This is a genomic window from Microbacterium sp. zg-B96, assembly GCF_030246865.1.
Lineage (GTDB): Bacteria > Actinomycetota > Actinomycetes > Actinomycetales > Microbacteriaceae > Microbacterium.
This window is the reverse complement of the sequence record NZ_CP126738.1, coordinates 1,840,118-1,866,314: the sequence shown is the minus strand read 5'-3', so window position 1 is coordinate 1,866,314 and position 26,197 is coordinate 1,840,118. Positions and strand designations below refer to the sequence as shown.

General features: G+C 67.7%; 28 protein-coding genes and 1 other RNA gene. 14 read left to right on the top strand and 15 right to left on the bottom strand.

Features of this window, described 5'->3' with window-relative positions:
* Positions 1-128: 128 nt before the first annotated feature.
* Entirely contained in the window at positions 129-1,409 is a 1,281-nt protein-coding gene (locus QNO11_RS08730) for an ABC transporter substrate-binding protein (protein ID WP_257508651.1), read from the bottom strand.
* Positions 1,410-1,626: 217 nt separating this feature from the next.
* Between QNO11_RS08730 and QNO11_RS08725 the strand changes: the two genes are divergently transcribed.
* A complete protein-coding gene (locus QNO11_RS08725) occupies positions 1,627-2,070 on the top strand; it encodes a YdeI/OmpD-associated family protein (protein WP_257508652.1) in 444 nt (147 codons plus the stop codon).
* A 27-nt stretch (positions 2,071-2,097) separates the two neighbouring features.
* On the opposite strand, the gene QNO11_RS08720 is transcribed toward QNO11_RS08725, so the two are convergent.
* The 7 genes from QNO11_RS08720 to QNO11_RS08690 form a co-directional block, all read right to left on the bottom strand.
* Positions 2,098-2,502: a VOC family protein gene (locus tag QNO11_RS08720; RefSeq protein WP_257508653.1), complete on the bottom strand. Its 405-nt coding sequence runs from the start codon at positions 2,500-2,502 to the stop codon at positions 2,098-2,100.
* Positions 2,502-2,783 carry an ArsR/SmtB family transcription factor gene (locus tag QNO11_RS08715; RefSeq protein WP_257508654.1) on the bottom strand — a complete coding sequence of 94 codons (282 nt, stop codon included), beginning with the start codon at positions 2,781-2,783 and terminating at the stop codon, positions 2,502-2,504. Before QNO11_RS08715 ends, QNO11_RS08720 begins: the two co-directional genes overlap by 1 nt.
* Positions 2,784-2,816: 33 nt before the next feature.
* A complete protein-coding gene (locus QNO11_RS08710) occupies positions 2,817-3,617 on the bottom strand; it encodes a nucleotidyltransferase domain-containing protein (protein WP_257508655.1) in 801 nt (266 codons plus the stop codon).
* 39 nt (positions 3,618-3,656) lie between these two features.
* On the bottom strand, positions 3,657-5,324 hold the full coding sequence (locus QNO11_RS08705) for an alpha-amylase family protein (RefSeq protein WP_257508656.1): 1,668 nt from the start codon (positions 5,322-5,324) through the stop codon (positions 3,657-3,659).
* Positions 5,321-6,286 (bottom strand): TIGR03885 family FMN-dependent LLM class oxidoreductase, encoded by a 966-nt coding sequence (locus tag QNO11_RS08700; RefSeq protein ID WP_257508657.1) that lies wholly within the window; start codon positions 6,284-6,286, stop codon positions 5,321-5,323. The genes QNO11_RS08705 and QNO11_RS08700 overlap by 4 nt, the downstream gene beginning before the upstream one ends.
* Before the next feature lie 104 nt (positions 6,287-6,390).
* Positions 6,391-6,720, bottom strand: a complete 330-nt coding sequence (locus tag QNO11_RS08695) for a hypothetical protein (protein WP_257508658.1) — start codon at positions 6,718-6,720, stop codon at positions 6,391-6,393.
* Positions 6,717-7,988: an MFS transporter gene (locus QNO11_RS08690; RefSeq protein WP_257508773.1), complete on the bottom strand. Its 1,272-nt coding sequence runs from the start codon at positions 7,986-7,988 to the stop codon at positions 6,717-6,719. The genes QNO11_RS08695 and QNO11_RS08690 overlap by 4 nt, the downstream gene beginning before the upstream one ends.
* A gap of 26 nt (positions 7,989-8,014) precedes the next feature.
* On the opposite strand from QNO11_RS08690, the gene prfB reads away from it, so the two are divergent.
* The 8 genes from prfB (at position 8,015) to smpB (ending at position 14,757) form a co-directional block, all read left to right on the top strand.
* Positions 8,015-9,124 carry a peptide chain release factor 2 gene (prfB, locus tag QNO11_RS08685; RefSeq protein WP_257508659.1) on the top strand — a complete coding sequence of 370 codons (1,110 nt, stop codon included), beginning with the start codon at positions 8,015-8,017 and terminating at the stop codon, positions 9,122-9,124.
* Between the two features lie 109 nt (positions 9,125-9,233).
* Positions 9,234-10,058 (top strand): DUF4397 domain-containing protein, encoded by an 825-nt coding sequence (locus tag QNO11_RS08680; RefSeq protein WP_257508660.1) that lies wholly within the window; start codon positions 9,234-9,236, stop codon positions 10,056-10,058.
* Positions 10,058-10,708, top strand: a complete 651-nt coding sequence (locus QNO11_RS08675) for a class F sortase (protein WP_257508661.1) — start codon at positions 10,058-10,060, stop codon at positions 10,706-10,708. Before QNO11_RS08680 ends, QNO11_RS08675 begins: the two co-directional genes overlap by 1 nt.
* Positions 10,705-11,295, top strand: coding sequence for an RNA polymerase sigma factor (locus QNO11_RS08670; RefSeq protein WP_257508662.1), 591 nt, complete (start codon positions 10,705-10,707; stop codon positions 11,293-11,295). Before QNO11_RS08675 ends, QNO11_RS08670 begins: the two co-directional genes overlap by 4 nt.
* On the top strand, positions 11,282-12,073 hold the full coding sequence (locus QNO11_RS08665) for an anti-sigma factor (protein WP_257508663.1): 792 nt from the start codon (positions 11,282-11,284) through the stop codon (positions 12,071-12,073). Before QNO11_RS08670 ends, QNO11_RS08665 begins: the two co-directional genes overlap by 14 nt.
* A gap of 73 nt (positions 12,074-12,146) precedes the next feature.
* The gene (ftsE, locus tag QNO11_RS08660) at positions 12,147-13,289 is read left to right on the top strand and encodes a cell division ATP-binding protein FtsE (protein ID WP_257508664.1); all 1,143 of its coding nucleotides are present in this window, start codon (positions 12,147-12,149) and stop codon (positions 13,287-13,289) included.
* Complete coding sequence (ftsX, locus tag QNO11_RS08655) at positions 13,286-14,200, top strand: permease-like cell division protein FtsX (protein ID WP_257508665.1); 915 nt, start codon at positions 13,286-13,288, stop codon at positions 14,198-14,200. Before ftsE ends, ftsX begins: the two co-directional genes overlap by 4 nt.
* Before the next feature lie 80 nt (positions 14,201-14,280).
* A complete protein-coding gene (smpB, locus tag QNO11_RS08650; RefSeq protein ID WP_257508666.1) occupies positions 14,281-14,757 on the top strand; it encodes an SsrA-binding protein SmpB in 477 nt (158 codons plus the stop codon).
* 6 nt (positions 14,758-14,763) lie between these two features.
* Here smpB and QNO11_RS08645 read toward each other — a convergent pair whose 3' ends face one another.
* Positions 14,764-15,423, bottom strand: a complete 660-nt coding sequence (locus QNO11_RS08645; protein WP_257508667.1) for an SIMPL domain-containing protein — start codon at positions 15,421-15,423, stop codon at positions 14,764-14,766.
* 127 nt (positions 15,424-15,550) lie between these two features.
* Between QNO11_RS08645 and QNO11_RS08640 the strand changes: the two genes are divergently transcribed.
* Positions 15,551-15,766: a tautomerase family protein gene (locus tag QNO11_RS08640; protein WP_257508668.1), complete on the top strand. Its 216-nt coding sequence runs from the start codon at positions 15,551-15,553 to the stop codon at positions 15,764-15,766.
* Between the two features lie 118 nt (positions 15,767-15,884).
* Positions 15,885-16,254: a transfer-messenger RNA gene (gene ssrA, locus QNO11_RS08635) on the top strand.
* 216 nt (positions 16,255-16,470) lie between these two features.
* Here the strand turns inward: ssrA and QNO11_RS08630 are convergent.
* Positions 16,471-17,055 carry a TetR/AcrR family transcriptional regulator gene (locus QNO11_RS08630; protein ID WP_257508669.1) on the bottom strand — a complete coding sequence of 195 codons (585 nt, stop codon included), beginning with the start codon at positions 17,053-17,055 and terminating at the stop codon, positions 16,471-16,473.
* A 23-nt stretch (positions 17,056-17,078) separates the two neighbouring features.
* On the opposite strand from QNO11_RS08630, the gene QNO11_RS08625 reads away from it, so the two are divergent.
* The gene (locus QNO11_RS08625; RefSeq protein WP_257508670.1) at positions 17,079-17,909 is read left to right on the top strand and encodes an alpha/beta fold hydrolase; all 831 of its coding nucleotides are present in this window, start codon (positions 17,079-17,081) and stop codon (positions 17,907-17,909) included.
* Between the two features lie 740 nt (positions 17,910-18,649).
* On the opposite strand, the gene QNO11_RS08620 is transcribed toward QNO11_RS08625, so the two are convergent.
* Both QNO11_RS08620 and QNO11_RS08615 read right to left on the bottom strand, forming a co-directional pair.
* On the bottom strand, positions 18,650-19,267 hold the full coding sequence (locus QNO11_RS08620; protein ID WP_257508671.1) for a DUF6226 family protein: 618 nt from the start codon (positions 19,265-19,267) through the stop codon (positions 18,650-18,652).
* 470 nt (positions 19,268-19,737) lie between these two features.
* The gene (locus QNO11_RS08615; RefSeq protein ID WP_257508672.1) at positions 19,738-22,359 is read right to left on the bottom strand and encodes a DUF4062 domain-containing protein; all 2,622 of its coding nucleotides are present in this window, start codon (positions 22,357-22,359) and stop codon (positions 19,738-19,740) included.
* Between the two features lie 190 nt (positions 22,360-22,549).
* Between QNO11_RS08615 and QNO11_RS08610 the strand changes: the two genes are divergently transcribed.
* Complete coding sequence (locus QNO11_RS08610) at positions 22,550-23,458, top strand: GmrSD restriction endonuclease domain-containing protein (protein ID WP_257508673.1); 909 nt, start codon at positions 22,550-22,552, stop codon at positions 23,456-23,458.
* A 51-nt stretch (positions 23,459-23,509) separates the two neighbouring features.
* Here the strand turns inward: QNO11_RS08610 and QNO11_RS08605 are convergent, their stop codons facing one another.
* From QNO11_RS08605 to QNO11_RS08595, 3 genes are all read right to left on the bottom strand, one after another.
* On the bottom strand, positions 23,510-23,788 hold the full coding sequence (locus QNO11_RS08605) for a hypothetical protein (protein WP_257508674.1): 279 nt from the start codon (positions 23,786-23,788) through the stop codon (positions 23,510-23,512).
* A 59-nt stretch (positions 23,789-23,847) separates the two neighbouring features.
* Entirely contained in the window at positions 23,848-24,546 is a 699-nt protein-coding gene (locus tag QNO11_RS08600; protein ID WP_257508675.1) for a hypothetical protein, read from the bottom strand.
* Positions 24,547-24,673: 127 nt separating this feature from the next.
* The gene (locus tag QNO11_RS08595; protein WP_257508676.1) at positions 24,674-25,336 is read right to left on the bottom strand and encodes a DUF427 domain-containing protein; all 663 of its coding nucleotides are present in this window, start codon (positions 25,334-25,336) and stop codon (positions 24,674-24,676) included.
* A 185-nt stretch (positions 25,337-25,521) separates the two neighbouring features.
* Between QNO11_RS08595 and QNO11_RS08590 the strand changes: the two genes are divergently transcribed.
* On the top strand, positions 25,522-26,193 hold the full coding sequence (locus QNO11_RS08590; protein ID WP_257508677.1) for a DUF1345 domain-containing protein: 672 nt from the start codon (positions 25,522-25,524) through the stop codon (positions 26,191-26,193).
* Positions 26,194-26,197 lie beyond the last annotated feature (4 nt).

The window sequence follows — 26,197 nt, the reverse complement described above, 5'->3', positions numbered from 1 at the left end:
GGCGACGATAGCCCCATGCGGACGATGTCCAGTGGCCAGGGCCGCATCCGGCATCCAGGATGCTGCCGGTCATGGTCTCGGCCCAGCTATCGATGAGCTGGCGATCGGCGGGCGGGTGCGCGCCGAGGTCACGGCAGCGGTGCCTCCACTTCCTCGATGCGTTGGCCGGCGGGCGTGTTCTCTGCGTTGTATTGGTAGATCCCGATCACCGCAGACGAAGGATCGTTCGCCGCGTTGAACGGCCCGGCGCCGGAAACGGAGCGATAGGCGATGCGTTCGCCCTCGTCGATCAGGCGCGCGCACTGCGTCCACCCGCTGCACTCGGTCCCGCCGGCCGCGCCTGAGACGGAACTCAGGTGCTGCCGGATGGTGTCGGCATCCACGCCGTCACCCTCGAGCGCCGCGAGGGAGATGAGCATCGTCGCGTCGTAGGCTTCCGGGCCGTAGGAGATTGTCGTCAGATCGGGGTCGACCGCCGACATCCGCGCGGCGAATTCGTCGGGCGGGGGCTGTCCGGGGAGGGTTCCCTGAGCGCCCGTGAGCGCACCGGCGGGTAGGCCCTCCGCTCCCACCCCGTAATTCACGACATTGCTGTCCGCGAGGTAGACCTTGGACATGTTCTGGCCCGCCGCCACGAGGGCCAGGAGAACCTCTCTCGTCCGATCCGGGGACGCGAGCACCACGACGGCCTCTGGGCCGCTGGAGAGCGCGTCGGCGACGATGGCGGAGAACGTCGTCGTGCCCGCGTCGAACTCCTGCCCGGAGTTGCCGCTCACCAGCTGCCCGCCGGCGTCGTAGATGGTCGCCGCGGCGGCGTCACGCAAACCCATCGCGTGCGGGTCATGGGCGACGATGAAGGCGACGTTGCTGGCGCCGTCGCTGATGACCACATTCCCGAGTACATCGCCGTGAACCGTGTCAGGCGGCACGACTCGGAAGAACAGACCCGAGGAGCCCGAGAGCCCCGCGAACGTGTCCGACGGCGACACCATCACGATGCCCGCCGCGCTGATCTCGTCGATGATCTCCAGAGACACGGAGGAAGAGGACGATCCGATGATTGCCGGAACTCCGTCCTCGATCAGTGCCTGTGCGGAGGAGGCCGCCACGTCGGGGTTCTGGGCGTCGGACGCGTCCTTGACGGCGACCTCGACGTCGAGACCCGCAATCCCGCCGCCGGCGTTGATCTCGTCGATCGCCACCTGGACGCCGGCGATCTGCGCGGCTCCGAGCTCGGCGAACGATCCCGTGCGCGCGAGAATCGCCCCGATGCGGAGCCCCTGGGCCTCGAGGTCCGAATCCGATGGCGGCGCAGAGGATGCCGGGGGTTGGCTGACCGAGTCCGAACACGACGTGAGCGTCGCGATGCACACAAGCGCGACGATGATCGCACCGGTCCGACGATTCATGGTGACCTCCGCGATCCCACTCCCGCACACGCTTTCGCCGTCAGTGTGACACCGGCGCACGGCGAGTGGAAGCGTTCGCCTTGGCCGGTCGCGCTGCTCATCGTCCTGCAGTCTTGCCTCGTAGCGGTGGGGCGTGAAGCATGAGCTCAATGGCGTTCAATGACGAGCCGATCACCGTTGTCGGCTGTCTCTGTTTGTATCCACGAAAGGAGTAGCCGTGGTCAGTTTCCACACCACGCTCTGGGCCGCCGGCGGCAACAACGTGGGCATCGTCGTCCCAGAGGAGATCGTGCTCGGCTTCGGCCAGGGCAAACGCGTGCCCGTCGTCGTCACGATCGACGGGGCCTACTCGTACCGAAACTCCATCTCCTCCATGGGAGGTCAGCTCCTGATCGGCTTCAATTCCGAGACCCGAGCCGCCACGGGCAAGGGCGCAGGCGACGAGGTCGAGGTGACCCTTGAGGTCGACGATGCTCCGCGCACCGTCGATGTCCCTGCGGCGCTGGCGGCGGCGTTCGAGTCGGATGAGCCGGCGACGAAGGCGTGGTCGACTCTCTCGTACAGCAAGCAGCGCGCACACGCCCAGGCCGTGGAAAGCGCCAAGACCGACGAAACCCGATCGCGACGAGTGGCGAGCATCCTGGAGACGCTGCGGTCCTAACCGCGGGGTGGCAGATCAGCTAGCGCGTCACGCCCTCGCCTCGGTGCCTGTGGGCTGCGCGAGCTGAAGAAGGTTGCCACAGGTGTCGTCGAGCACCGCGATGGTCACGGGCCCCATAGCGGTGGGTGGCTGGGTGAACGTCTCGCCGAGGGCGGTCAGCCGGTCGTACTCCGCCTGCACATCATCGACGCCGAGGATGCAGAACGGAATGCCGTCGGCCACGAGGGCATCGGTGAACGGCCCCACGGCTGGGTGCACCTTCGGCTCGAGCGAGATCTGGGTGCCGTCGGGCTGGTGCGGGTCGACCACGGTCAGCCAGCGATATTCCCCAAGTGGGATGTCGTGGGCGACGTGGAAGCCGAGTCGCGAGGTGTAGAAGTCAAGAGCACGCTGTTGGTCGTCGACGAAGATGCTCACGGTTTGCAGTTTCATCACTGCGCCTGCTTTCTCGGGGGCCATCGCTGGGAGATCTGCGACAGCGGTGATGTGTCGATCGTGTGGAACTTGTAGCGGCCGCGGCGCTCGGTGCGCACGAGTCCCGCTTGCTCGAGCACGTCAAGATGCTGCGAGACGGCTTGGCGCGAGGGCGTCAGGTCGTGGTTCATCGCGAGCTTCGAGCAGAGTTCGAACAGTGTCTGCTCGTCGCGCTGCAGCAGCTCGTCGAGCAGTGCGCGCCTGGTCTCGTCGGCTATCGCCTTGTAAACGTCTGGCACAGGCCTCACCGTAGGCAAGTAAATACTTGCCTGTCAAGGACGGGGAAGCTCCCGGAGTTCCGCAATGGACCGCTGCAGCTCGTCCGACGTTGATCCCAGCGCGCCGAGAACGGATGCCGCTCGCGCGCTGAACCCACGCGAATCCAGCGCGAGGCGGGCGGCATTCGGGATCAGCCCCTTCTCGTTGGTCACCCACACGCCGGCCGCCGCGTGCCACCCGTGAGCGAGGAGCATCGCCGCCGTCGACGCGCACAGCGCGACGTATCCGGCGTCCGCCTGCCTGGCGCCCTTCGTCGCACCATCCAGCAGGAAGTCCACTTGCCACAGGTTGCGCAGCAGCGCGTCGCGCAGCGGCGCGGGATAGGGGGTGAGGCGCGCAGCCCACGCCGCCAGCAACCCGCCCTCATCGCTCAGGGGCTGGCACGTGGCAACTTCGCCGGCGTACGCGATATCGAGAAACCCGAGCGGGTGCCCCGGCTGCGCATGGAACGCGTACTCGCCGCGTGCCGCACGCGCGCACTGTTCGGCCACGCGGTCCACATCGCGCAGGATCAGATCCACCTGGATGCCGTCGACCACCAGCCATGCTCCGCTGTCGACCCAGGGACCCCACCCGCCGCGCGGCGAGACCGTCACCGGCGCGCCCATCCAGTCGCGGGCGACCGCAGCGATGCCGTCGCGGTCGACGTCCGCCGTCACGTACAGGCCCAGGTCGACGTCGGAGTCGGGGCGGTGGGTGCCGCGTGCGCGACTTCCTCCGAGCGCGACGGCGCGGACCCCGGGCACGGCGGCCAGCTCATAGGCCATGGCCCTCAGGCGGTCATCGTCGAACACACGCCGAGCCTAGTCCGCGGCATCCGTCGCCGACGTGTGTCAGGTCACCCGGCCGTCCCCGGGGCGAGACACCCGCAGCCACCGGTAGCCGTAGGCGGGGAGGGGCATCTCGATCCCACTGCGGTCGTCGAGCGGGAGTCGCTCGGAGTCGAGAAGGTCGACCAGGGTCGTGCCGTCGGGCTCGTCGTCGAGGGTGAAGGCGAGCGCCGCGGGGACGTCGGTGAAGTTGTGCACGGCGACGGTGCGGCCGACATCCGCGCGCAGCGAGTGGACGAGCACACCCGGCGCGTCGTGATCGATGACCTCGAACTCGCCCCACCCGAGCTCGGGGGAGATGCGGTAGCGCGAGGTCAGGTCGCGGAAGAAGTGCAGGAGCGACTCGCGGTCTTCGATCTGGTCGGCAACGTTGACGTGCACCGGGGCGTAGCCGTCGCCGGGCGGCAACGCGGTCAGGCGGGAAGGTGGAGCAGTCGAGAACCCCCCGTTGCGCTCCGCCGACCACTGCATGGGGGTGCGCACGGCGTGGCGCTTGTCGAGGTCGGCGTTTTCTCCCATGCCGATCTCCTCGCCGTAGAAGAGCACGGGCGTGCCCGGCAGGGTGAACAGCAGGCTGTATGCCATCCGGATGCGGCGGGGGTCGCCCGCGAGCATCGGAGGCAGGCGCCGTGTAATGCCGCGCCCGTAGACGCGCTGACCCTCGTCGGGAGCGAAGGCCTCGAACACCTCCTGCCGCTCCTCCTCGGTCAGTTGGTCGAGGGTGAGCTCGTCATGGTTGCGCAGGAAGTTCGCCCACTGTGCCTCGATCGGCAGGCTCGGGCGCGACGAGAGTGCCGCCGCGAGGGACGTCGGATCCTGCCGGACGAGCGACAGGTAGAACGCCTGCATGCCCGCGAAGTCGAACTGCATCGTCAATTCCTGGCCGTCGTTGCCGGCGCCGAAGTACGCCGCCTGCTGCTCATAGGGGAGGTTGACCTCGCCCAGCAGCACCGCTTCGCTTGAGCGCCGCTGCAGGAAGCGCCGGATGTCGCGCAGCATGTCGTGCGGGTTGGCCATCTCGGCACCCTCGGGCACTTCCAGCAGGAACGGCACCGCATCCACCCGGAACCCGGAGATCCCCAGTTGCAGCCAGAACCCGATGGTCTTGGCGATCTCGTCGCGCACGGCCGGGTTGGCGATGTTCAGGTCGGGCTGGTGCGGATAGAAGCTGTGCATGTACCACTCGCCCGACGCGTCGTCGCGCGTCCAAATGCCGTCGGCCTCGCCGGGGAAGACCGGGTTCTTCTGGCCTTTCGGGGGCGGATCGGATCGCCAGACATAGAAGTCGCGGTAGCGCGACGATGTGCTGCGCTTCGCGGAACGGAACCACGGATGCCGGTCGGAGGTGTGGTTCACCACGAGGTCGACGATCACGCGCATTCCCCTGTCACGCGCGGTGCGGATCACCTCGACGAGGTCGCCGTGCGTGCCCAGCCGCGGATCGACGCCGTAGAAATCGGTGACGTCGTACCCGTCGTCGCGGTCGGGCGTCGGGTAGAACGGCATGAGCCAGAGGCACGTGACGCCCAGTTGGGCGAGGTAATCGATGCGGGATGCGAGCCCCTGCAGATCGCCCACGCCGTCACCGTCGGAGTCGAGGAACGTCTCGACGTCGAGGCAGTAGACGACTGCGGACTTCCACCACAGGTCGCTCGTGTCGGTGATCCTCACAGCAGTTCCTTCAGTCGAGGCAGCAGTCGGTCGCGCGCCGCAGCCAGGAACGGTGCCTGGTCCTGGCCGACGTGGTGCAGGTAGATGCGGTCGAAGCCGAGCCGTGCGTGCTCGGCGATGCGCCCGGCAAGCTCGTCGAGGTCGCTCGAGACCAGCAGCGCGTCGCGCATCTGCTGGTCGCTCGGGTCGCCTGCGGCGGCGTCGAAGTCCTCGGGCTGCTCGAGGTCCCAGATGGTGGGTGGGCTGAGCATCGCGTGGGACCACTGATCGCGCGCGATCGAGAGGGCCTCGGCATCCGTCGGAGCCCAGCTGACATGCACCTGCAGCGCGCGGGGGCCGGTGCCGCCGGCGGAGTCGTATGAGGCGAGCACCTTCTCGAGCGCCTCGGGGGGCTGCAGTGCGGTCACCAGGCCCTCCGCCCATGATGCTGCCCAGCCTGCGGTCTCGGGGCTGATCGCGGTGGCGAGAAGCGGTGGCGGCTCGTCGGGCAGCGACCACAGCCGCGCGCGGTGCACGCGGACGAGGCCGTCGTGATCGACCTCCTCGCCGGCCAGGAGCCGGCGGATGACCGAGACGGTCTCGGCGAGCCGCGCGTTGCGCTCGGGCTTCGGCGGCCACGGGTCGCCCGTGACGTGCTCGTTCATCGCCTCGCCGCTGCCGAGCGCGGCCCAGAAGCGCCCGGGGAACATCTCCTCGAGCGTCGCGTACGCCTGGGCGGCGAGCACGGGGTGATAGCGCTGCCCGGGCGCATTGACGAAGCCGATGGAGAAGTCTGTGCGAGCAAGGGCAGCGCCGAGCCAACTTGGCGCGAAGCCCGACTCGCCCTGCCGCACGCCCCAGGGCGCGACGTGGTCGGAGCACATCGCGCCGTCGAAACCGGCGGCCTGTGCCGCTTCGACGTCGCGCAGGAGCCGGCCGGGCGGGATCTGTTCGTGCGATGCGTGGAATCCGAGGAAGACCATGCCGGCGATTCTGGCCGCTCGGCCGTCGCGGGCGGAACCGTTTGCATTCGACCGCGGACGTACGGTAGGCGCGCAAAGGCGTGAGGGCCCGCGGTCGCGAGGCGTCAGCCCAGGGTGTTGAACCACGCCCGCCGGGCGGCGATCTCGGCATCGCTCTCGTCCGCCGGGGCCGCATCGTGTTCAGCCAGCCGCTCGTCGACAAGCGGCACGAACGTGAAGCACCGACGGCACAGCGCGCGGCCGTGCGGGTACCCTTCGGGCATGGCGGCGACGGGGGTGCCGACCTCGCCGGATCCCGCGCAGCGGGCGGGGTCGGCAGTGGCATCCGACCACATGATCGTGCGGTGCCGGTGCAGCCCCGGGTGCTCCAGCGGCCGGGTGCACCGGCGGTCGTTGCTACGGCTGCGGCAGAACCGCACCACGCCGTCGCTCACGCGCGCTCCCGCGGGACGAACCGGGGGACCCAGCGCAGGAACGCGTACGCACCGAGCAGCCCGAGCATTCCCATCGCGCCGGCGGCGACCGAGAGTGAGAAGGTCGCGAGGGCCGAGACGATGAGCGGTGCCGCCGCGCCGCCGGCATCCGTCAGCGTGCGCCAGGATCCGAGATAGGGCGCCGGGTCGTCCTTCGGCGCGGTGTCGGCGCCGAGGGTCAGCAGGATGCCACTGGAGAGCCCATTGCCCACGCCCAGCACGGCGGCGAACATCGCGAACCACACCGCCGCCTGCTCCAGATCGTGCGTGACGGACAGGGCGAGGAACCCCGCGCCCATCAGCACCATGGCCGGCAGCGCCGCCCAGAGGCGCCCGAACCGGTCCATCACCTGGCCGCTGGCGTAGAACAGCGCGAAATCGATCGCGCCCGAGATTCCGACGATGAGCGCGATGGTCTGCGCATCCAGCCCGATCGACACACCCCACAGCGGCAGCACCACCTGGCGGGCCGAGCGCATCGCCGACAGCGACGCCGCCGCGAGCCCCAGCCGCGACAGCACGCCGCGGTTTCGCCACATCGTGCGGAAGACGCCGGCACGCTGCTGCACGGGGATGGATCCGGTCACGGCCTCGCCGGTGTCCTCGGCGTCGCGTGAGTCCGCACCGGGGACGATGACGACGGTCTCAGGGTCGGGTCCGAGCAGCACCAGCAGCACGGTGGCCACGAGGCACCCGCCGAAGAACCAGATCGCCGAATGCGGGTCGCCGAACAGCGCGAGCAGACCTGCGGCCACGAACGGGCCGATGAACATCCCGAGGCGGAACGTTCCCCCCAGCAGCGACAGCGCCCGCGCCCGGAACGCCAGCGGCACCCGCGTGGTCATGAACGAGTGCCGCGCCAGGCCGAACGCTGCCGCGCAGAACCCGATGAGGAAGACGGATGCCGCCAGCACCGGCAGGCTGGGGGAGGCGAGCAGTCCCGCCACACCGCCGATGGCCACGGTGCCGGCGATGGTCATGGTGAGGCGTTCACCCAGCCGCGCGACCGCCCATCCGGCGGGGATGTTGCCACACAACTGGCCGACGACCAGGGCGGATGCCACCAGTGCCGCGGTCGGCAGATCGGCGCCGAGCCCGGCAGCGATGATCGGCAGCAACGGGATCACCGCGCCCTCACCGAGCGCGAACAGCACGGTCGGCCCGTAGATCATGGGGGCGAATCGCCACAGCGCGCGGGCGATGGGGATCTCGTCTTCGCCGTTAGCCATCGGCATCCAGGTTAGTCTGAACTGTCATGCTTGAATTCGATCTTTCCGCCGAGATACAGGCGCTGCGCTCCACTTTCTCCGATATCGAGTCGGTGGTGGACGTCGAGTCGCTGACCGCCGAGATCGCCCGCCTCTCCGAGGAGGCCGGTGCTCCGAACCTCTGGGACGACGTCGACAAGGCGCAGCAGGTCACCAGCGCGCTCAGTCACCGTCAGACGGAGCTCAAACGCGTCACCGACATCGAGCGCAAGCTCGACGACCTCGAGGTGCTCGCCGAGCTCGCCCTCGAGATGGACGACGAGGACTCCGCCGAAGAGGCCCGCAAGGAACTCGCTGAACTGCAGGACGTCATCGGCCAGCTGGAGGTGCAGACGCTCCTCGACGGCGAGTACGACGACCGCGGCGCGGTCGTGACGATCCGCTCCGGCGCCGGCGGCGACGACGCCACCGACTTCGCCGAGATGCTCATGCGCATGTACCTGCGCTGGGCCGAGCGCCACAAGTACCCCGTGAAGGTGCTCGACATCTCCTACGCCGAAGGCGCGGGCATCAAGTCGGCGACCTTCGAGGTCGACGCGCCCTACGCCTACGGCACGCTGTCGGTCGAGGCCGGCACCCACCGCCTGGCGCGCATCAGCCCGTTCGGCTCCGCCGACAAGCGCCAGACCAGCTTCGCCGCCGTCGAGGTCATCCCGGTGATGGAAGAAGCCAAGGAGGTGGACGTCCCCGAGAGTGACATCCGCGTCGACGTGTTCCGCTCGTCGGGCCCCGGCGGCCAGTCGGTCAACACCACCGACTCCGCCGTGCGCATCACCCACCTTCCGACCGGCATCGTCGTGTCGATGCAGAACGAGAAGAGCCAGATCCAGAACCGCGCCGTCGCGATGCGGGTGCTGCAGACGCGCCTCCTGTTGCTCAAGCGCGAAGAAGAGCATGCCAAGAAGAAGGAGCTCGCCGGCACGATCACCGCGAGCTGGGGCGACCAGATGCGGTCGTACTTCCTCTACGGTCAGCAACTCGTCAAGGACCTGCGCACCGGCTACGAGGTGGGAAACCCCGCGGCCGTGTTCGACGGCGACCTCGATGGCCTGATCGCGGCCGGCATCCGCTGGCGCAAGCGCAAGATCGAAGACTGAGCCGGGCGGGGCTGAGAAAATTCTCCGCCCTCCTGCATCCAAACGGTCCGCTGCCCCGGAATACCTCTGTAACGCGCGAAAAGGTCGCGCCACACAGAAGGAGTTCCTCGTGCGTAAGACACTCTCAGCGGGCGTGGTGATCGGCGCCGTCGCCGCCTTCGCCGCGTTCGCCCCGGCACACGCCATCTCGGACAGCAGTGCGGACCTGTCCGTGCTGCACGGCATCCCCGACACTCCCGTTGACGTCTACGTCAACGGCGATCTGACCCTCGACGACTTCCAGCCGGGCAGTCTTGCCGGCCCGCTCGACCTCCCGGCAGGCGACTACGAGGTCGCACTGACGGCGACGGATGCCGCAGACGCCTCCGCCCCGGTGCTCGGTCCGATCACCCTCACCCTCGAGGCAGGCAAGAGCTACACCGCGGTGGCGAACCTGGATGCCGACGGGGAGCCCACGGCGAACCTGTTCACCAACGACATCTCGCCGACCGCTCCCGGTGACGGCCGGCTGACCGTGCGCCATGTCGCCGCCGCCCCCGCGGTGGACGTCCTCGCGAACGGCGCTGCGGTGGTCACCGGCCTGGTCAACCCCGAAGAGGCGACCCTCAACCTTCCCGCCGGTGTCGTGTCGGCAGCAGTCGCATTGGAGGGAACCACCGATCCGGTGATCGGCCCGGCCGATGTCGACGTGCAGGAGGGCGTGCTCACGATCGCGTACGCGTGGGGCAGTGCCGAGGACGGCAACCTCGCCCTCGCAGTGCAGACGGTCACCGGACTGCACTCCAACCCCGGTGGCGTGAACACCGGCTCCGCGGGCCTGGTCGCCGAGAGCCAGCCGCTCATCTGGACGGTAGCGCTGGGCGGCGGCCTGCTGCTCGTGCTCGCAGCCGGTTCCGTTGTGGCGGTGCGCAGGTCGACCGCCCAGCGGCGCTGATGACGATGTCGCGCGGGCTCGGCATCGCCGTGGTCGTCACGGCGGTGCTGGCCCTCGCGGCCTGCTCACCCCCCGACGCGGAGGGCGGGGACCCCACCCCGTCCTCCGCGGCGGCGCGCCCCGAGACACCACCGCCGACGCCGGCGCCGGCGGTGCAGGTTCCGATCTCACCGGCGACCCCGCCGCCGGTGCAGCCCCGCAGCGCAGAGCCGCAGCAGCTGATCTCTGCGGATCTGCAGATCGACATGCCCGTGGTGCCGGTCGGGGTGCAGGACGACGGGTCTATGGAGATTCCCGCCGACCCGGCGGTCGCCGGCTGGTACCGGTTCGGGCCGGCGCCGGCTGACGCGGCGGGCTCGACGGTGCTGGCAGCGCACGTGGATTCCCGCGTCTACGGCGTCGGTCCGCTCGCACGCCTGCGCGAGGCCCAGCGGGGGCAGACAGTGCAGGTCACGGACGCCGCGGGAGCGGTGAGCGGCTACACCGTCGAGAGCGTCACATACATTCCGCGGGCCGAACTGCCGGTCGACCAGCTGTTCGACCGCAACGGTCCTCGCAGCCTGGTTCTCATCACGTGCGGAGGTCAATTCGACGAGCGGACTCGCACCTACAGCGATAACGTGGTGCTCGTCGCCCGGGCGTCACCATGACCAGCCTCGTGGGTGCCGCCGGTCGCGACGCGCGGAAGGAGAGCCTCATCGACGACGAGGGCGAGCTTGCCAGCCGGTTCCGCGCCGGCGATCCCGACGCGCTAAAGGCGATGTATGACCGCTGGGCTCGCCTGGTCTACACGATCGCCGCGCGATCCCTCGGCGACCTGGCCGAGGCCGAGGACGTCACCCAGCGCACCTTCGTCTCGGCCTGGACCTCGCGCGATGCCTTCGCGCCCGAGCGGGGAAACCTCGGCGGATGGCTCGTCTCGATCGCCCGTCGCCGCATCGCCGACGCCCACGAGGCCCGTTCTCGCGCCGCCCGCCTCGAGCAGGCCGTGGCGTCCGAAGCGCTCGCCCCGGCCGCGGTCACTGTCGATGTCGAGGACTCGCTGATGATCGCCCAGGAGATCGAGCAACTTGAGCCCGACGCGCAGAGCGTCATCAGGCTCGCGTTCTATGACGACCTCACCCACGCGCAGATCGCCGATCGACTCGCGATGCCGCTGGGTACGGTGAAGAGTCACATCCGAAGAAGTCTGTCCAGACTGCGCACACGATTGGAGGCCGCCGATGTCGCACCTTGACCCCGAACTGGCCGCCCTCATCGCGATGGGCGAGACGGATGCCGCTGACGCGCAGCAACTCGATCACCTCGCGCAGTGCCCGGAGTGCGCCGACGAGGTGGCGGCCTTCGCCGCAGCGGCCGGTGCCGCGCGCGGTGCGCTCGCAGCGCAACCCCTGCTCGCTCCACCGCCGCGCGTGTGGCAGGCCATCAGCGCTGAAGTGGGTTTCACCGGGTCAGCGCCGGTGGCCGCGTCCGCTTCTCCCGCTGACCACCTCGACGATGCGCCGGCCTTGGCCCCGCTCGCGGCGACCCCAGCGGGGCCGCGAGCCGGTGCACATCGCGTTGCGCGCGGCAGTCGTCGGCGCCGATTCACGCTGGCGATCGCGCTGGCCGGCACGGTTGCGGTCGCGGCCGTGGTGGCCGGCGTGTGGGTTGCTCAGGATGCCGGCATCCAGTCCCCGACCATCGTCGCCGAGGCGACGCTCGACGCGTTCCCCGATCATGAGGGCGCGCAGGGCGAGGCGTTGCTGGAAGATGTCGACGGTCGCACCCAGGTGGTGGTCACCCTCGATGCCTCCGTCCCGGATGACGGACACCGCGAGGTGTGGCTGATTGCGGCGGACGGCTCCGATCTGGTGAGCCTCGGGGTGCTCGACGGCAGCGAGGGCACCTTCGAGGTGCCGGCCGGCGTGGATCTCGACCGCTTCACGCTGGTCGACGTCTCGCAAGAGGCCGACGACGGCGACCCTGCGCACTCCGGCGACTCGATCGTGCGCGGCGCCCTCGAACCTGCCTGAGCCGCGGTGGATGCCGCAACGCGCGAGTGTCGCTCGCGGCGCCGCGCGGCGCGCCGCATAGGCTCAACGGGTCATGATCCGGTTCGAGAACGTCACGAAGCGCTATCGCGGCACGAGCAAACCCGCACTCAGCGATGTCGACTTCGAGGTGCAGCGCGGCGAGTTCGTGTTCCTCGTTGGCGCGTCCGGCTCGGGTAAGTCCTCGTGCCTTCGGTTGATCCTGCGCGAAGACAGCCCCAGCGAAGGGCGTGTGGTCGTGCTCGGCCGCGACCTGCGGACGCTGTCCAACCGCAAGGTCCCTTACTTCCGCCGCCACATCGGCTCGGTCTTCCAGGACTTCCGGCTACTGCCGAACAAGACGGTGTTCCAAAACGTCGCGTTCACGCTGCAGGTGATCGGTTCATCCCGCGCTTTCATCCATCAGGCGGTGCCCGAGGTGCTCGCACTGGTCGGGCTGGAAGGCAAGCAGAAGCGCCTGCCCCATGAGCTGTCCGGTGGTGAGCAGCAGCGCGTCGCGATCGCCCGCGCGCTGGTGAACCGCCCTCAGGTGCTGCTGGCCGACGAGCCCACCGGAAATCTCGACCCCGCAACGTCCGTCGACATCATGCAGCTGCTGGCCCGCATCAATGCCGGCGGCACCACGGTGGTGATGGCCACCCACGAGGCCGGCTTCGTCGACGCCATGCAGCGGCGGGTGATCGAGCTCAGCGGCGGCGTGATGGTGCGCGATGAGCGCCACGGCGGTTACGGCGACATCTCTGCGATCCCGACCCTCATGCCCGCCGAGGAGAGGGGCGCGGCCGCGGTCGCCGCCCTCACCGCAGTGCTCGAACTGCAGCGCGAGATCATCAGCACCGCCGATGGCGAGACCCCGGCGGCGACGGATGCCACCGTGTCCCGCGTCGCCACGACCCGCCTCGACACCGCGGTATCCGCCGGCCCATCGACCAACGGCACTCCCGCCGTCCCGGCGCCGCCGCTGCCGCCCGTACCGGTCGTGACGCCGTTGCCGCCGGCATCAGCCCAGCCTGCGGCGCCCGTGCCGCAACCGGCATCCGCTCCCGATGAGCAGCCCGCCGCCGAGTCGGCCGAGCCGCCCACCCGAACCAACCCGGTGACGATCGAACTGCCTCCGGTGGAGCTGGACGAGCTGGGCCTGGCCGACCGGCTGGGCCTGCGCGGTCGCTCCGACGACGAAGTGGGGCCGACCTCGTGAGAATCGGACTGATTCTCGGCGAGGCCCTGTCGGGCCTGCGCCGCAATGTCTCGATGGTGATCTCCGTCGTGCTCGTCACGTTCGTCTCGCTCACGTTCGTGGGCGCCGGCATGCTGATGCAGATGCAGATCGGCAAGATGCAGGACTACTGGGTCGATCGCGCCCAGGTTGCCGTCTACATGTGCACCGGCAACTCGCAAGCGCCCACCTGCGTCGATGGGGTCGCCACCGAGGAACAGGTGGCGCTGGTGCAGGAGAAGCTCGACAGCGCGGCACTGACGCCGCTGATCGGCGATGTGCGCTTCGAAACCCAGGACGAGGCGTACCAGAACGTCATCGATCTGCTGGGCGAGGACTACGCCAGCATCGTCACCCCCGACCAGCTCAACCAGACCTTCTGGATCAACCTCGTCGACCAGACGCAGTCTGAGGTGATCATCGAGGCGTTCGGCGGGATGACGGGCGTCGAGGAGGTGGCCGATCAGCTGCAGTACCTTGATCCGCTGTTCTCCGCCCTGACGGTTGCGACCTACCTGGCGGTGGGGATCGCGGCGCTCATGCTCATCGCCGCGGTGCTGCTGATCGCGACGACCATCCGGCTGTCGGCGTTCGCGCGCCGGCGAGAGCTCGGCATCATGCGCCTCGTGGGTGCGTCCAACCGGTTCATCCAGACCCCGTTCATCCTCGAGGGTGTGTTCGCTGCGTTCATCGGATCGCTGCTGGCGTGCGTGGCGATCATCGCGGGGGTGCAGATCGGCGTCAACGACTACCTGCGCGGCCGGGTCGAATTCATCACCACGTGGGTGGACATGGGGGATGCCGCACTCGTGCTGCCCGTCATGATCATCATCGGAGTCGTGCTCGCCGCGGTTTCCGCCGGTTTCGCCATCCGCCGCTGGCTGCGCACGTAGCCGGATCCGGGCGGGCGCGCCACGACCCGCTATGCTGGTGGGCTGCCGCACGCCCGTCGCGGCCTACCAGAGGAGTGATCATGCCCAGGGAACGCGGGGAGAAGGTCATCGCGACCAATCGTCGCGCGCGCCACGATTACGCGATCGAGAAGACGTACGAGGCGGGCATCGTGCTCACCGGTACCGAAGTGAAGTCGTTGCGGCAGGGTCGAGCCAACCTCACCGACGGGTACGCGTACATCGACGGGGGAGAGGCCTTCCTCGACTCCGTGCACATCCCGGAGTACTCCCAGGGGCACTGGACCAATCACGCCACCAAGCGCACCCGCAAGCTGCTGCTGCACAAGGACGAGATCGTGAAGATCTCGCACGCCGTCTCGGCGGGCGGCTACACCCTGGTGCCGCTGAAGCTGTACTTCGCCGACGGCCGCGCCAAGGTCGAGATCGCGGTCGCGAAGGGCAAGCGCGAGTTCGAGAAGCGTCAGACGATCCGCGAGCGCGAAGACAAGCGCGAGGCGGAGCGCGCCATGCGCTCCCGCAACCGCCTCGGCGAGTGACCCGGCTCAGCGGGCGCTGAACCGCGCTTCGACCGCCGCGCTCACGACGATGTCGTCGGGCTGAAACTGCAGGCCCGGCGACCCCGCGGCATCCGTCATGAACGCCGCCCGCATCATTCCGGATGCCGGTGCCGGCTCCGGGCGTGCGACGAGAAGGCCCACGTCGGCGACTTCGAGCGGCGTGACCGCCACGAGTCCCAGCGCAGACGCGTAGGCGGTCGCGCGCTCCACTGCGACGCCGACGGCTTCGGATGCCACCTCGCGCTCTACCGACGCCCGCGTCTCGCGGGTGAGCTGCCAGATGACGTCGCCGATCTGCACGCCGTCGCGTTCGGCGACCTCGCCCACCCACCAGGACAGGGCAGCGGGATCGTCGAAGGTCGCGCTCATGTCGACGGTCGCGTGGTAGACGGGGGCCAGTCGCCGGCCCTCATTCCACGGGCGCTCTGACCACACCGATACGCGCTTGCTGGACCACTCCACCACGCCGCCGACATCCTTGCGGGCGGCCAGGTCGGCCGTGACCGGCTCGGCGAGGGCGGCGATGCGCTCGACGACCTGGCTGCGGTCGGGGCCTTCGACGGTGATGCTCAGCGCCACGACGGCACGCTCGGGGGAAACCCGGCGGTCGTGCTCGCCGCGGACGGTGATGATGACCTCGCTCATGGCTGTGACTCTACGCGGGGCGTGCGGGTTCGTCAGTCTCAGCGTGCAGGCGATGGGGCGGTGCGTGAGGGAGCGCGTCCCTAGGCTGAACCGGCACCGCGCGCGCGGTGCGGACGGGAGAACACGCATGCCACTCATCCAGGTCTCCATCGGTGCCGGTCGCACCGATGATCAGGTCCGCGCGCTCGTGACCGAGCTGACGGATGCCACCGTGCGCGCGATCGGCGCCAGGCGCGAGGCGGTCAGCGTGATTGTCACCCAGGTGGAGGGCACCCACTGGGCCAACGGCGGGACTACGCTCGCCGACAAGAAGGCCGCACGCGAGGCGGCCGCGCAGTCCTGACGATGGCCGGAATAGCGAGCGCGCGGCATCCGTTGTAGTCTGAGATGCTCCGGGTGCTACGGCTCCCGGGTTGGCAACTCCACAGTGTGACAACGGTTCCTTCGAGAGAAGGACACGCGGGGATGATCGGTTTCGACATCGCCTGGGTGTCTGCGAGAAGCGGGCCGAGGATGCAGGGTTATCTCGTTAACGATCTCTGCAAAACCAATAAGTGCCGAAACCAAGCGCACTGAGTTCGCCCTCGCTGCATAAGCGAGCCTGAACTCCATCAGACCGTAGGCGTTCCCGCTACGGACCCTGGTGTCATCTAGGGAACTTGCTGCGTGATGGCGTCTGGACGTCACGCGGGACTTTTCCCAGGCTGGGCTCGTCGACTTAGGTGTCTGTGACAAAGGTCGGAGCCGAGCAGAACGTCTCTACAGACTGCGCCCGGAGAAAACGCAGTATCGCAGCGATGGACGGGGGTTCGATTCCCCCCATCTCCACAAACCGTTGTCACGGAACAAGGCCTCGAAAGCCGCGTAATTACGCGGGTTTCGAGGCCTTCGTTCGTCGCTGGTGAGGTGCCCTGAAGCCAAATCGCCCACAAATCGCCCACAAACCTTTGGGGCAAATCGGTCGAAAACCGTGTCCGAAAACCGCTCGTTGTCGGTTTTCGGCTCTCCGGTCGTTGAGCCAGCGAAGCGAGGCGAAACGAAGGTCGCTCAGCGCAGAAGCGGAGTCAGCAGTTCGGTGACCGCGAGTTCGGTCTGGGCCGTGGACAAGTTGCCGTCGAATCGCAGGATCCGCCAGGTGGTCGCGTCGCAGATGGACACGATCTGGGCGAGCCGCCTCTGTCGGGACGCGTCGTCGGAGCACGGCGAAAGGTGCTCAGAAAAGGCGCGTCGGCACCAATCAAGGTGATACGCCCTGCCGCGCGCGACGATGTCCGGCAGCCCTGGCACGAGTGAGGCCTCGGAGTAGGTCTTGAGGATCAGCAGCCCGTACTCGTCGTAGTGCTCCACCAGCGCTCGAATCGTCTCAGCTGAGCCGGATCGCAGCGCTGCCTCGCGCTTCGCCGCGATGCGTCCGAGTTCGCGTTCGACTGTGGTGGTCATCAGCACCGGTTTGCTGCCGAACCGGCGGATCACCGTCTGCGAGGTCACGCCGGCGTCCGCGGCGACGTCGTCAAGTCTGATCCGCTCGTATGGGGTGGTGCGCAGGCGCTCGAGCATGCAGTCGATGATCCGCTGACCCGTGAGCTCTGCGGCGTCTGCTCGGGCCGACATCCGGTACTTGCGCGCTTTCATGTTAGTCATGGTAACGTGAAATGATGAAGACCTCCTCCGAACGCTCCGAGCGTGTCGATACCCGCCTCGGCTCCCTCGCCGTTCGTCGCATCGGCGCGGGCGACATGACCGTGCTGTGGTCATCGATGTTCGTCGACAGCCATACCTGGGACGTCGTGCTACCCCTCTTACTGGCCGGTGCCCCCGAACGAGAGTTCGTCCTCATCGACCCGCCTGGGCTGGGTCTCAGCGATGCGCTTACACGGCGCAGCAGCATCGCCGAAGCAGCGGATGCCGCGCGGGACGCCCTCGCCGGGCTCGGTGCGACCACCCCTGTCGACTGGGTGGGCAACGCATTCGGTGGGCACATCGGCTATCAGCTCGCGACCGACCCCTCCATCATCCGTAGTTTCGTTGCGATCAGCGCGCCTACTGAGCCGATACCTGCTCACCTCCGGCGCCAGATCGCCGTTCTTCATCCGGTCCTGCGCTGTTTCGGAGCGATCCGACCGGTACGCGCGGCAGTGATTTCGGCGATGTTGACGGATGCCTCGGCCGCGATTCCGGGTATCCGCGACGTGATCGTCGAAAGTCTCAACCGACCCACGCGAGCCAGCATGAGTTACGCGCTGCGCGCGTTCATCATCGATCGAACCGACGTGACCGATCGCCTCTCGGACATCGGCGTCCCCAGTCTGTTCATCGCATCCGATGACCGGGGAGACTGGAGCCCCGAGGATGCTGTGCGCGCGGCGGCATCCGTGCCGCACGCCAGATCCGTCACAGTCACCCGAGCGCGCACGCTCATTCCGCTCGAGCAGCCCGTTGCACTTGCGCAGGCGATCCTCACATTCTGGGCAGCCACCGGCGCGTAGCCGGTGGCGCCCACCGCGCGGTATTCTTTCCGCGCGATGTGGCTCGCCGAGTGCATTGCTCCTCAGGATCGCCTGCGCAACCACCGTGCTGGGGCCGCCATGAGCGCCCGAGTCCGTCGACTGCTCATCGCTATAAGCGCGACCTCTGCCGCTCGCTGTCGGCTTGCTTGGGCTCGCGGGGTGCGCTCCCGCCGGCGGGCCGTCCGGCGACCCGACACCATCGCCGAGTCCGACTCGGACAACCGTCGTGATCGACGGCAGCTTCGAGGTGGAGGCGGGCCGGTCTCTTGCCCTACTGTGCGTGGGCGATAAATCCCCGACGGTCGTGTACGACGCGGGAACCGGCGCCAGCGGCATCTCTGTGCTCGCGCCCGCCGTCAAGTCGCTCGCGAAGACTACGCGTGTCTGCACGTACGATCGGGCAGGGACCGGCAGGAGCGACCCTCCGCCCGACCGCGCACGCACGGTTGATGACCTTGCCGATGACCTACACACGCTCCTCGACGCGGCGGAGGTTCTGGACCCTACCTGCTGGTCGGCTCGTCCGGCGGCGGCTTCGACGTGTATCACTACGCCGGCCGCTTTCCCGATGAGGTCGCGGGAATCGTCATGGACGACGTGCCGGCCCCCAAGGCAGACATGCCCGCGACGGAAGTGTCCGCGTGGGACAGCCCCGACAACCCGGAGCACATGGACTATGTACTGTTCGAGCGGGCTCACATGGTCTCACGCGGTGTTGTTCATGAGCACGAGGTTGAGGGAGGCCATGCGGACCACCCGTCGGGTGTGCTTCGGAGGATGGGCTTAGCCGCTTTGACGCGCGCTGCGGGGATATCTTGCGCGAGAGACCGCCCACCACGTCCACCCCCGTCGGGGTAGCTGAAGCTGTGCTCTACCCAAGGCCGGATGCCGTGGGTGATGCTCTCGCGATAGTGCCCGGTGACGACGGCGAGCACTTGTCGTTCGAGGTCGTCGGCTTCCCCTTCCCAGTTCGAGTCGCAGGCGTCGCAACCGCAGACCGGGTATTGAAAGTCGTTGAGCAGTCCCGCGTGCATGAAGATCCCCGGGTATGCGGTGAAGACCATCGTCAGGGGCGCGCACGCCGGGTCCTTCGGTCGGATCCGCACGGCGCGCACCACGTCGTGATACGCGGGGCGAAGCAGATCCGCCGCCGTCTCCGCGCCGTCGTCGACCTCGACGTCGTAGGTATCGCAGAGGTGCGCGATGAGTGCTTCCGCGACGGCGTGCAGTGGCGCGAACCTCTCCGGGTGCGTGTCCACCGAGTAGGTGTCCTCCGGAGGTGACCCGCCCCACCGGCTCCCGTAGTCGATGACCTTACCGTCGGCGTCGCGGAACACGGGCCCATCGATCGAGGGCCGCACGTAGGATCTCACCCCGTCATCCTGCCGCACCTCGTGCCCAACCGAGGCGACGTCTGCCGTCAGCTCTGGCTCGGTGAGGTCCGCCGTGATCCACGGATCTAGTCGTTCCGCGCCGGACGGCGTAGCCTGAGCGGTGGGTCGCTAGCCACGCGTACGAATTCTGTTGCGCTTCAGATGTGCTCAAATCCACCGGATCGATGTCGAGGACAACCTCCGTCGGATCGCCCACAAATCGCCCACGTTTGCTCTGCATGTGGGCGATTTTCCATGCAGGTGCTTGTCCCCGCATGCCCCCGAGATCTGCATTATTCCGCGGAGTTTGCAGGTTGATGTGGAAGCGGAATCGCCCACACGTGAATTCGATTCCCCCATCTCCACAAAACCGTTGTCACAGGGCTTCGCTCCGCACTCGCTCGTGGGTTTGCGACCGCGCCGCAGAGCGAACCCTAATGACCCAGCTCCGCGCTGCGCTGAACGGGCGCTGATAAGTCCTGGTTGTCGGGGCGACCTGGATCCGGGGCGGATGCTGCACCAGTCAGCGCATCTTCAACTATGGTGTCGATGTCAGCGAGCCGGCCCGCTTTTCGACCGGCCTTGAAGGTTTCTGCCCCTGGTGAGGATTCGACCTGCGCCAGGACATGCTGGTGGGATGAGAGGATCGAAGGTCCATCGATCCCACGGCGTGCGCGAACGGTCTCGGCGGCGCCCAGGTAGGTGCCGGCGCGCTCAAGATCGTCTTGTAGGGCAGCGACGGCGAAGAACCCTTCAAGGCCAAGTGCGACTCCCTCCTCGTGCCTGGCACCGGAGGCGATTGTCAGCTCCCCCTTGAAGTAGTCGCTCGCGAGGGAGAGCTGACCGCCGAGGACGCTCAGCCATCCAAGTGAATGGAGAGCACCAGCCTGGCTGAGCGCGTCTCCGCTGTCACGAGACAGCTGCAGGCTCGCGTTGAACAGCGCCTCGGCCTCTGAGAGAGCCTTGCGCACAGTGGCTGCTTGTCCGCGGATTAGCAGCGTCATCGATGTGAGAAAGCTGCTTTGCGTCTGATCGGCGATCTGCTGCGCTCGTTGCAGGTGTTGATCAGCGGCATCAACGTCGGGCGGCTCTTTCGCCAGGTGCAGGAGTGCGAGCGACGAGCGTAGGAAGATCTCCCCGAAGATGTCTTCCGATTCGACGAAGTAGGCGAGCAGCCGGTCGAAGTCTGGGATGCGGGCGGGATCCGGCAAAATCCAAATCGCTGCTGAGACCAGGTAGAACTCGGCGATGCGGCGGGTGCGTTCGTCCAGGACATAACTCGCATCGGCGACAGCGCTCATCCAGGCGGTGAGGTCGGCGACCCGGCTCGAAGCCCACCAGAACCAGTTCAGCGGCCAAACGATCGCAACCACCGCATGTGCTTGCTCGGCTCGCAAGTAGAACTCGATCGCCGCGCGGAGGTCTTCGTACTCGGCTCGCAGCCGCGCAATCCAGGCGTGCTGTCCAGCACCGACGAGTTCCGTTTCGGCTTGGACTGCGAGCTGCGAGTAGAAGGCCGCGTGCCTCTGCTGCGATGCTTCCAAGTCCCCAGCCTGCTCGAGCTCCTCCCTTGCGTACTCTCTGAGCGTGGCTAGCATCGTGAACGATGCGCGACCGGTGTCCTGCCTGGCCTGGACCAAGCTGCCGTCCACCAAAGCCGACAGCAGATCAAGGGCGACGGCCTCCCGCAAGTCTTCGCACATCCACTCCACGGCGTCGAGGGCGAAGCTGCCGCGGAACACACCTAGCCGTCGGAACAGGGTCCGCTCACTCTGCGTGAGTAGGTCGGTGCTCCAATCAATCGTTGCCCGCAGGGTGCTGTGGCGGTCGGCCTGTCCCCGATTGCCGCGCGCGAGGAGCAGCAGAGTCTTGTCAAGTCGCCTGATTAGTTCCTTTGGGGGCAAGACAAGAATGCGAGCAGCTGCGAGTTCGATCGCGAGCGGAACGCTGTCCACAGCGGTGATCACCGTAGCGACGTCTTCAGCGTTTTCGCTGGTGAGCGCGAAGTCGGGTTTGATCGCGCGGGCCCGCTCCACGAAGAGTTCTATCGCCGCCGGAGACGGGATCGGCGCGACCGTTACCGCCTGCTCGCCGTCAATGTGGAGCAAGATGCGGGACGTCACGAGCAGCGATACGTCCGTGCCGTCCAGTAGCGTCCTGAGATCGCCCGCGGCGTCGATGACCTGTTCAAAGTTGTCCAGCACGATGAGCATGCGTCGTTGGCCCATGGCGTGCACGATCTTCTGGTGGAGCGGCACCTCCCCACTGTCCCGCACGCCCAGCGCTTCAGCGATCGCGGACATGACGAGAGCGGGATCGCGTATCGGTGCGAGGTCGACGAAGCAGGTTCCTTCGGCGAATGATCCTTCGACCTCCCGGGCTACGGCGAGAGCGAGGCGCGTCTTGCCAATGCCCCCCGGCCCGGTAAGCGTGACGAGTCGCCGTTCCCCAGACCTCAAGATGTCGCTGCACAGCTTGATCTCACTCTCCCGGCCGATCAACGACGTGAGCGGCGTCGGCGGACGCGCATCCGTCGCCGCACTGCCCAGTTCCGGCTGCGGCTCCATCGATTCGCGCCGGTCGTTGGCGAATCGCTCTGCAAGCAGGATCGCGATATCTGCGGTCACCAGCGCAGCGAGTTCGTCGGAAGTGCCGAACGCCACGTACGACACCCGGTCGTCGTCGCGGATGCGATCGAGCAATCCCTCAAGACGATCCTGTCGGTTCACAGACCGCTTGACGTAGATGAGCCTGGGAATGTCCGGGGACAGATTGTACTCGTCCTCAAGTCCTGAAACTTGCTCGTCCGGAGCGACCCATCCGTACGACTCCCAATAAAGCCCCACGAAGATGTCGGACTGCTCGAGATACGCCCGATACAACGATCGTGGTGGGTGCGGTCGCGCACCCAACTCGAACATCACTGGGGTCAACGCCAAGCGCTCGATCACAGATCGAACGACGCTGCGTTCCTCCGCCATTTCGGTCAGCGTAGAACTTACGAATACACGGAGGCGCTGATCAGGTGTTCTGATGACGCTGGCGCCCCGGACCATGGCGGAAGTATCCTCCTCGCTCAGTCGCGTGTCCACGGGGCCTGGGGCGCTCGCGCTCCGGCGGTCCCGGCACACCAGCCCGCTTAGGCTTGAGAGACCGAATCTGGGAGGAATCAGCACACAATGGTGCTCACTGCGCGCGTGACCGTCGACCCGACCGGCACAGGCACAAAGCCGGTGGACGCCGCCCGTGGCTGAGCGCAAACGCCGCCTCCCTGCCTGGGCTTGGTCGCTGATCGGTGCCGTCGTGCTGGGCGTCGGGCTGCTGGTCTCACCGCTCTTTGCCAGTGGTGACGAGGTCGTCGCGACCTGGCCCTCCGAGGCCCCCACCGGGACGATCGCGGAACCCACCGCGACCACCGGGCAGACCGCTGTCGCTGTGCTGTCCACGCTCGAGGTCAAGGGGCGCGCCCCGCAAACCGGGTACGAGCGCGAGGAGTTCGGGCAGCGCTGGCTCGACGTCGACCGCAACGGCTGCGACACCCGCAACGACATCCTCGCCCGTGATCTGGCCGAGGCAGTCACCGAGGGCGGGTGCAAGGTGATCACGGGCACGCTGGCGGACCCCTTCACGGGGGAGACGATCTCCTTCCTGCGAGGGCAGAACACGTCGGATGATGTGCAGATCGACCACGTCGTGGCGCTCTCAGATGCCTGGCAGAAGGGCGCGCAGCAGCTCACCCCGGAGGAGCGAGCGCGCTTCGCGAACGACCCGCTGAACCTGCTGGCGGTCGACGGTCCCGCCAACGCCCAGAAGGGCGATAGCGATGCCGCGACATGGTTGCCGTCGAACAAGGGCTACCGGTGCGCGTACGTCGCCCGGCAGGTCTCGGTGAAGGCCACCTACGGACTGTGGGTGACACCGGCAGAGCACGACGCTATCGCGCGGGTGCTCGAAAGCTGCCCGGACGAGCCCGCGCTCGCGCCGGCGTATGCGCCGGATGCCGTGGAGTCGGGGCCCGCACCGGCACCGGCCGAGACCCACTATGCGAACTGCGACGCGGTGCGGGCGGCTGGAGCTGCGCCCATCCGTCGGGGCGAGCCGGGTTTTGCCGAACACCTGGACCGAGACAACGACGGCGTCGGCTGCGCCGCCTGAGCATCTGGCGCTTACACGGCGACGCCTTACTGAGCTGCCGTCTGCGCGTCCTCAGTCCTCCGCAGGACGCCCAGGCATGTTCAGGTCGGCGGGATCCACCTCGACGTCGCCCGCATCGTCGGGACCCCCGGTACCCGGCGTGACGTTGATGTTCTCGGTGTCGATGTCGTCGTCGAGAGTGTCCGGGAGCGGGTCCTCCTGCTTGCGGCGGGTCTCCTCTTCGCTGGACGGGCTGTAGGTCATGTCCTTCTCGACCGCGTCGGAGGCCGACATTCCAACCCGGTCATCGTCGTCACCCGGGCGCGCCTGCATGTTGTCGTCTGAGGTCATGCCGATAGCTTCTCCGAGGCGACGACGGCGTGCATGGGGCTTGACAGGACGCCTCCCTGCTAACGGGGAGCGCGGGTGGCGAGCGCGAGCTCGAGGTGGGGCAGGTATTCGCGGGAAACCGCGACAGTGACCGCCACGTCGCGAGTGATCTCCGCGCCGATCGCGTAGACGAACGGGTCGGTGTCGACCTCCATGGCTGCGTGCATCACGCCGTCGATCTCGAGTGCGGCCGCGGGGTTCACCGCCGACTCCGACACGTTCCATCCGGTCTTCGTGATGCGCTCGTGCCCCTGCCCCAAGCCGAGCTCCTCGCGGAACTCGTTCATCAGGATGTAGTTCGCGTGCTGCACGAGCTGAAAAGGAAGCGTCGTAAGTTCCGACGGGTCGCGGTTCCACGTCGTCCGCACGGCTGACCAGACCTGGGGGAAGCGCATGCGGTGCGCGGCTTCGACCAGCCACTCCGGACGCGGCCACGGCGGGTCCACATCGAGCGCGGCCAGCGTCTGCTCGTCCAGGTCGGCGAGGTTGCGCGGGTCTGCTCGGTCGTCCGGCTGCCGCCACAGCGTGTACCCGATGCTCACCTCTACCTGCGAGGTCACCCGCGAGTCGCTCATCTCGCCGATTCCCACCGCGCCCCAATCCTCAATCGATGGCTGCGGGCGCAACCCGAACACCGGAAAGTGCAGGGCCCGCACCCGCGCCTCGATCTCGTCCCGCGGGTTCGGCGCGTCGGGAGGTAAGACGCCGGCTGTGTGCATGCGCCGAGCCTGGCCGAACGCGGTCTGCGCCGCAAGCAAAAAAGGTCGGGTCCCTGCAGTGGCGCCGGGTTTCGATACGGCGCTTCGCGCCTACTCAACCAACGGGGCGAGGGGGAGGTGGCCTCGATCAGCCCACCGTGACGGTCACGCGGTCGTCGTAGAAACAGAGCAGGTCGCGCACTGGCGCGCCATCGTGCAGCGGGTGCGGATACGTCCACGCGGCATCCCGGATCAACTCGTCGCCGATGCGTGCGGAGAAGTACGACGCCTGCCCCTTGTACGCGCAGACGGTGTGCGTCGGGCTCGGCTCGAGCAGGTCCATGTTCACATCGGCGCGGGGGAGGTAGTAGCGCGTCGGCAGATGCGTCTCCAGCAACAGCGTCGGGCGTCGCGAGTCCGCGAGAACGCGATCGCCGACGGACACCACGACGTGGCGATCCGACATCAGGCAGTCGATCCGCTGGAACGGATCGTGTGGATGCCCGAAGACGGTCACTTCCTCTTCGAGCCACTCGTCGAACGCCGCCCAGTCGATGATCGCGAACCCGGTGAGGTCGGCGTCGTCCGTAGTGAATGCCGCGTCGACCAAGGGGTCGCCGCGCGTGGGGATCGTCCAGGCGCTTCCTGACGTGGTGTGGATTGCGAACGCGTTGCCGGGATCGAGCCACGGCCGCGGCGGCGGCATGGGTGCGACCGCGCGCGGCTCGATCAGTGGCGCGTGGATGTCGGCAACGGGGACGGCGTACGAGGGCACCACCCGGTGCGGCTCCCACACGAGGCGTGCATTCATCGAGTCGACGATCGTTTCACCCGATACCCGGGCCCGAACGCGGCGCCGCGGATCCGCCCAGCGCAGTGACCCCAAGTGCAACAACGACCAGTCGTCCATCGCGGTAGCCATGTGCACATCGTCCTCCCGGCATCCGATCGGCGAAAGGCGGGTCGCCGCCGGTGGGACTTGGATACGATCGCCGCATGACGCCGCCGGCAACCGGTGTTCCGTGGCTCGCAGTCGACCCACGCCGAAACCTCTGCGCCCTCGCCACCGCCGTTCCGGTGGCGGTACTTGCAGTCGTCGCCTATTCGCTCGCCGTTCCGGTGCGGTTCACCGTCGACACGGTCGCCCTCACCGTCTTCGTGTTCTGGATCGCCTACTCCCTGGTGTGGTTGATCCTGACCCATTGGGTCTTCGGACGAGTGGATGCCAAAACGTTGCGCGGCTGGCTCGTCGCGACCACGCCGGAGGCGGGCAGGATGCCGACGGTGAATGTGCAGTGGTCTATCCTCGCCACGGCATCCGTGGGTCTGGTGATCGTGCTGCCTGGGCTCATCAGCAGCCCGCTGGCCAACGCGCTCAGCGTCTTCGTGGTGCTGAGCGCCTGGCTGGTGACGGTTTCGACGTACGCCGTGCACTACGCGCGGCTGAACGCGGTCGAGGATGCCGTCGAGTTCCCCGGCAAGGCGGTGGGTCCGGTGTTCACGGACTACTACTACCTGGCCGCGCAGATCGCGACGACCTTCTCCTCGTCAGACGTCACGATCCTCACCACGCGTTCCCGTGCAGTGGTGACGGGCCAGACCTACATCTCCTTCGCGTTCAGCACCTTCATCATCGCGCTGCTGATCACCGTGCTGTTTCTGGGCTGAGTCG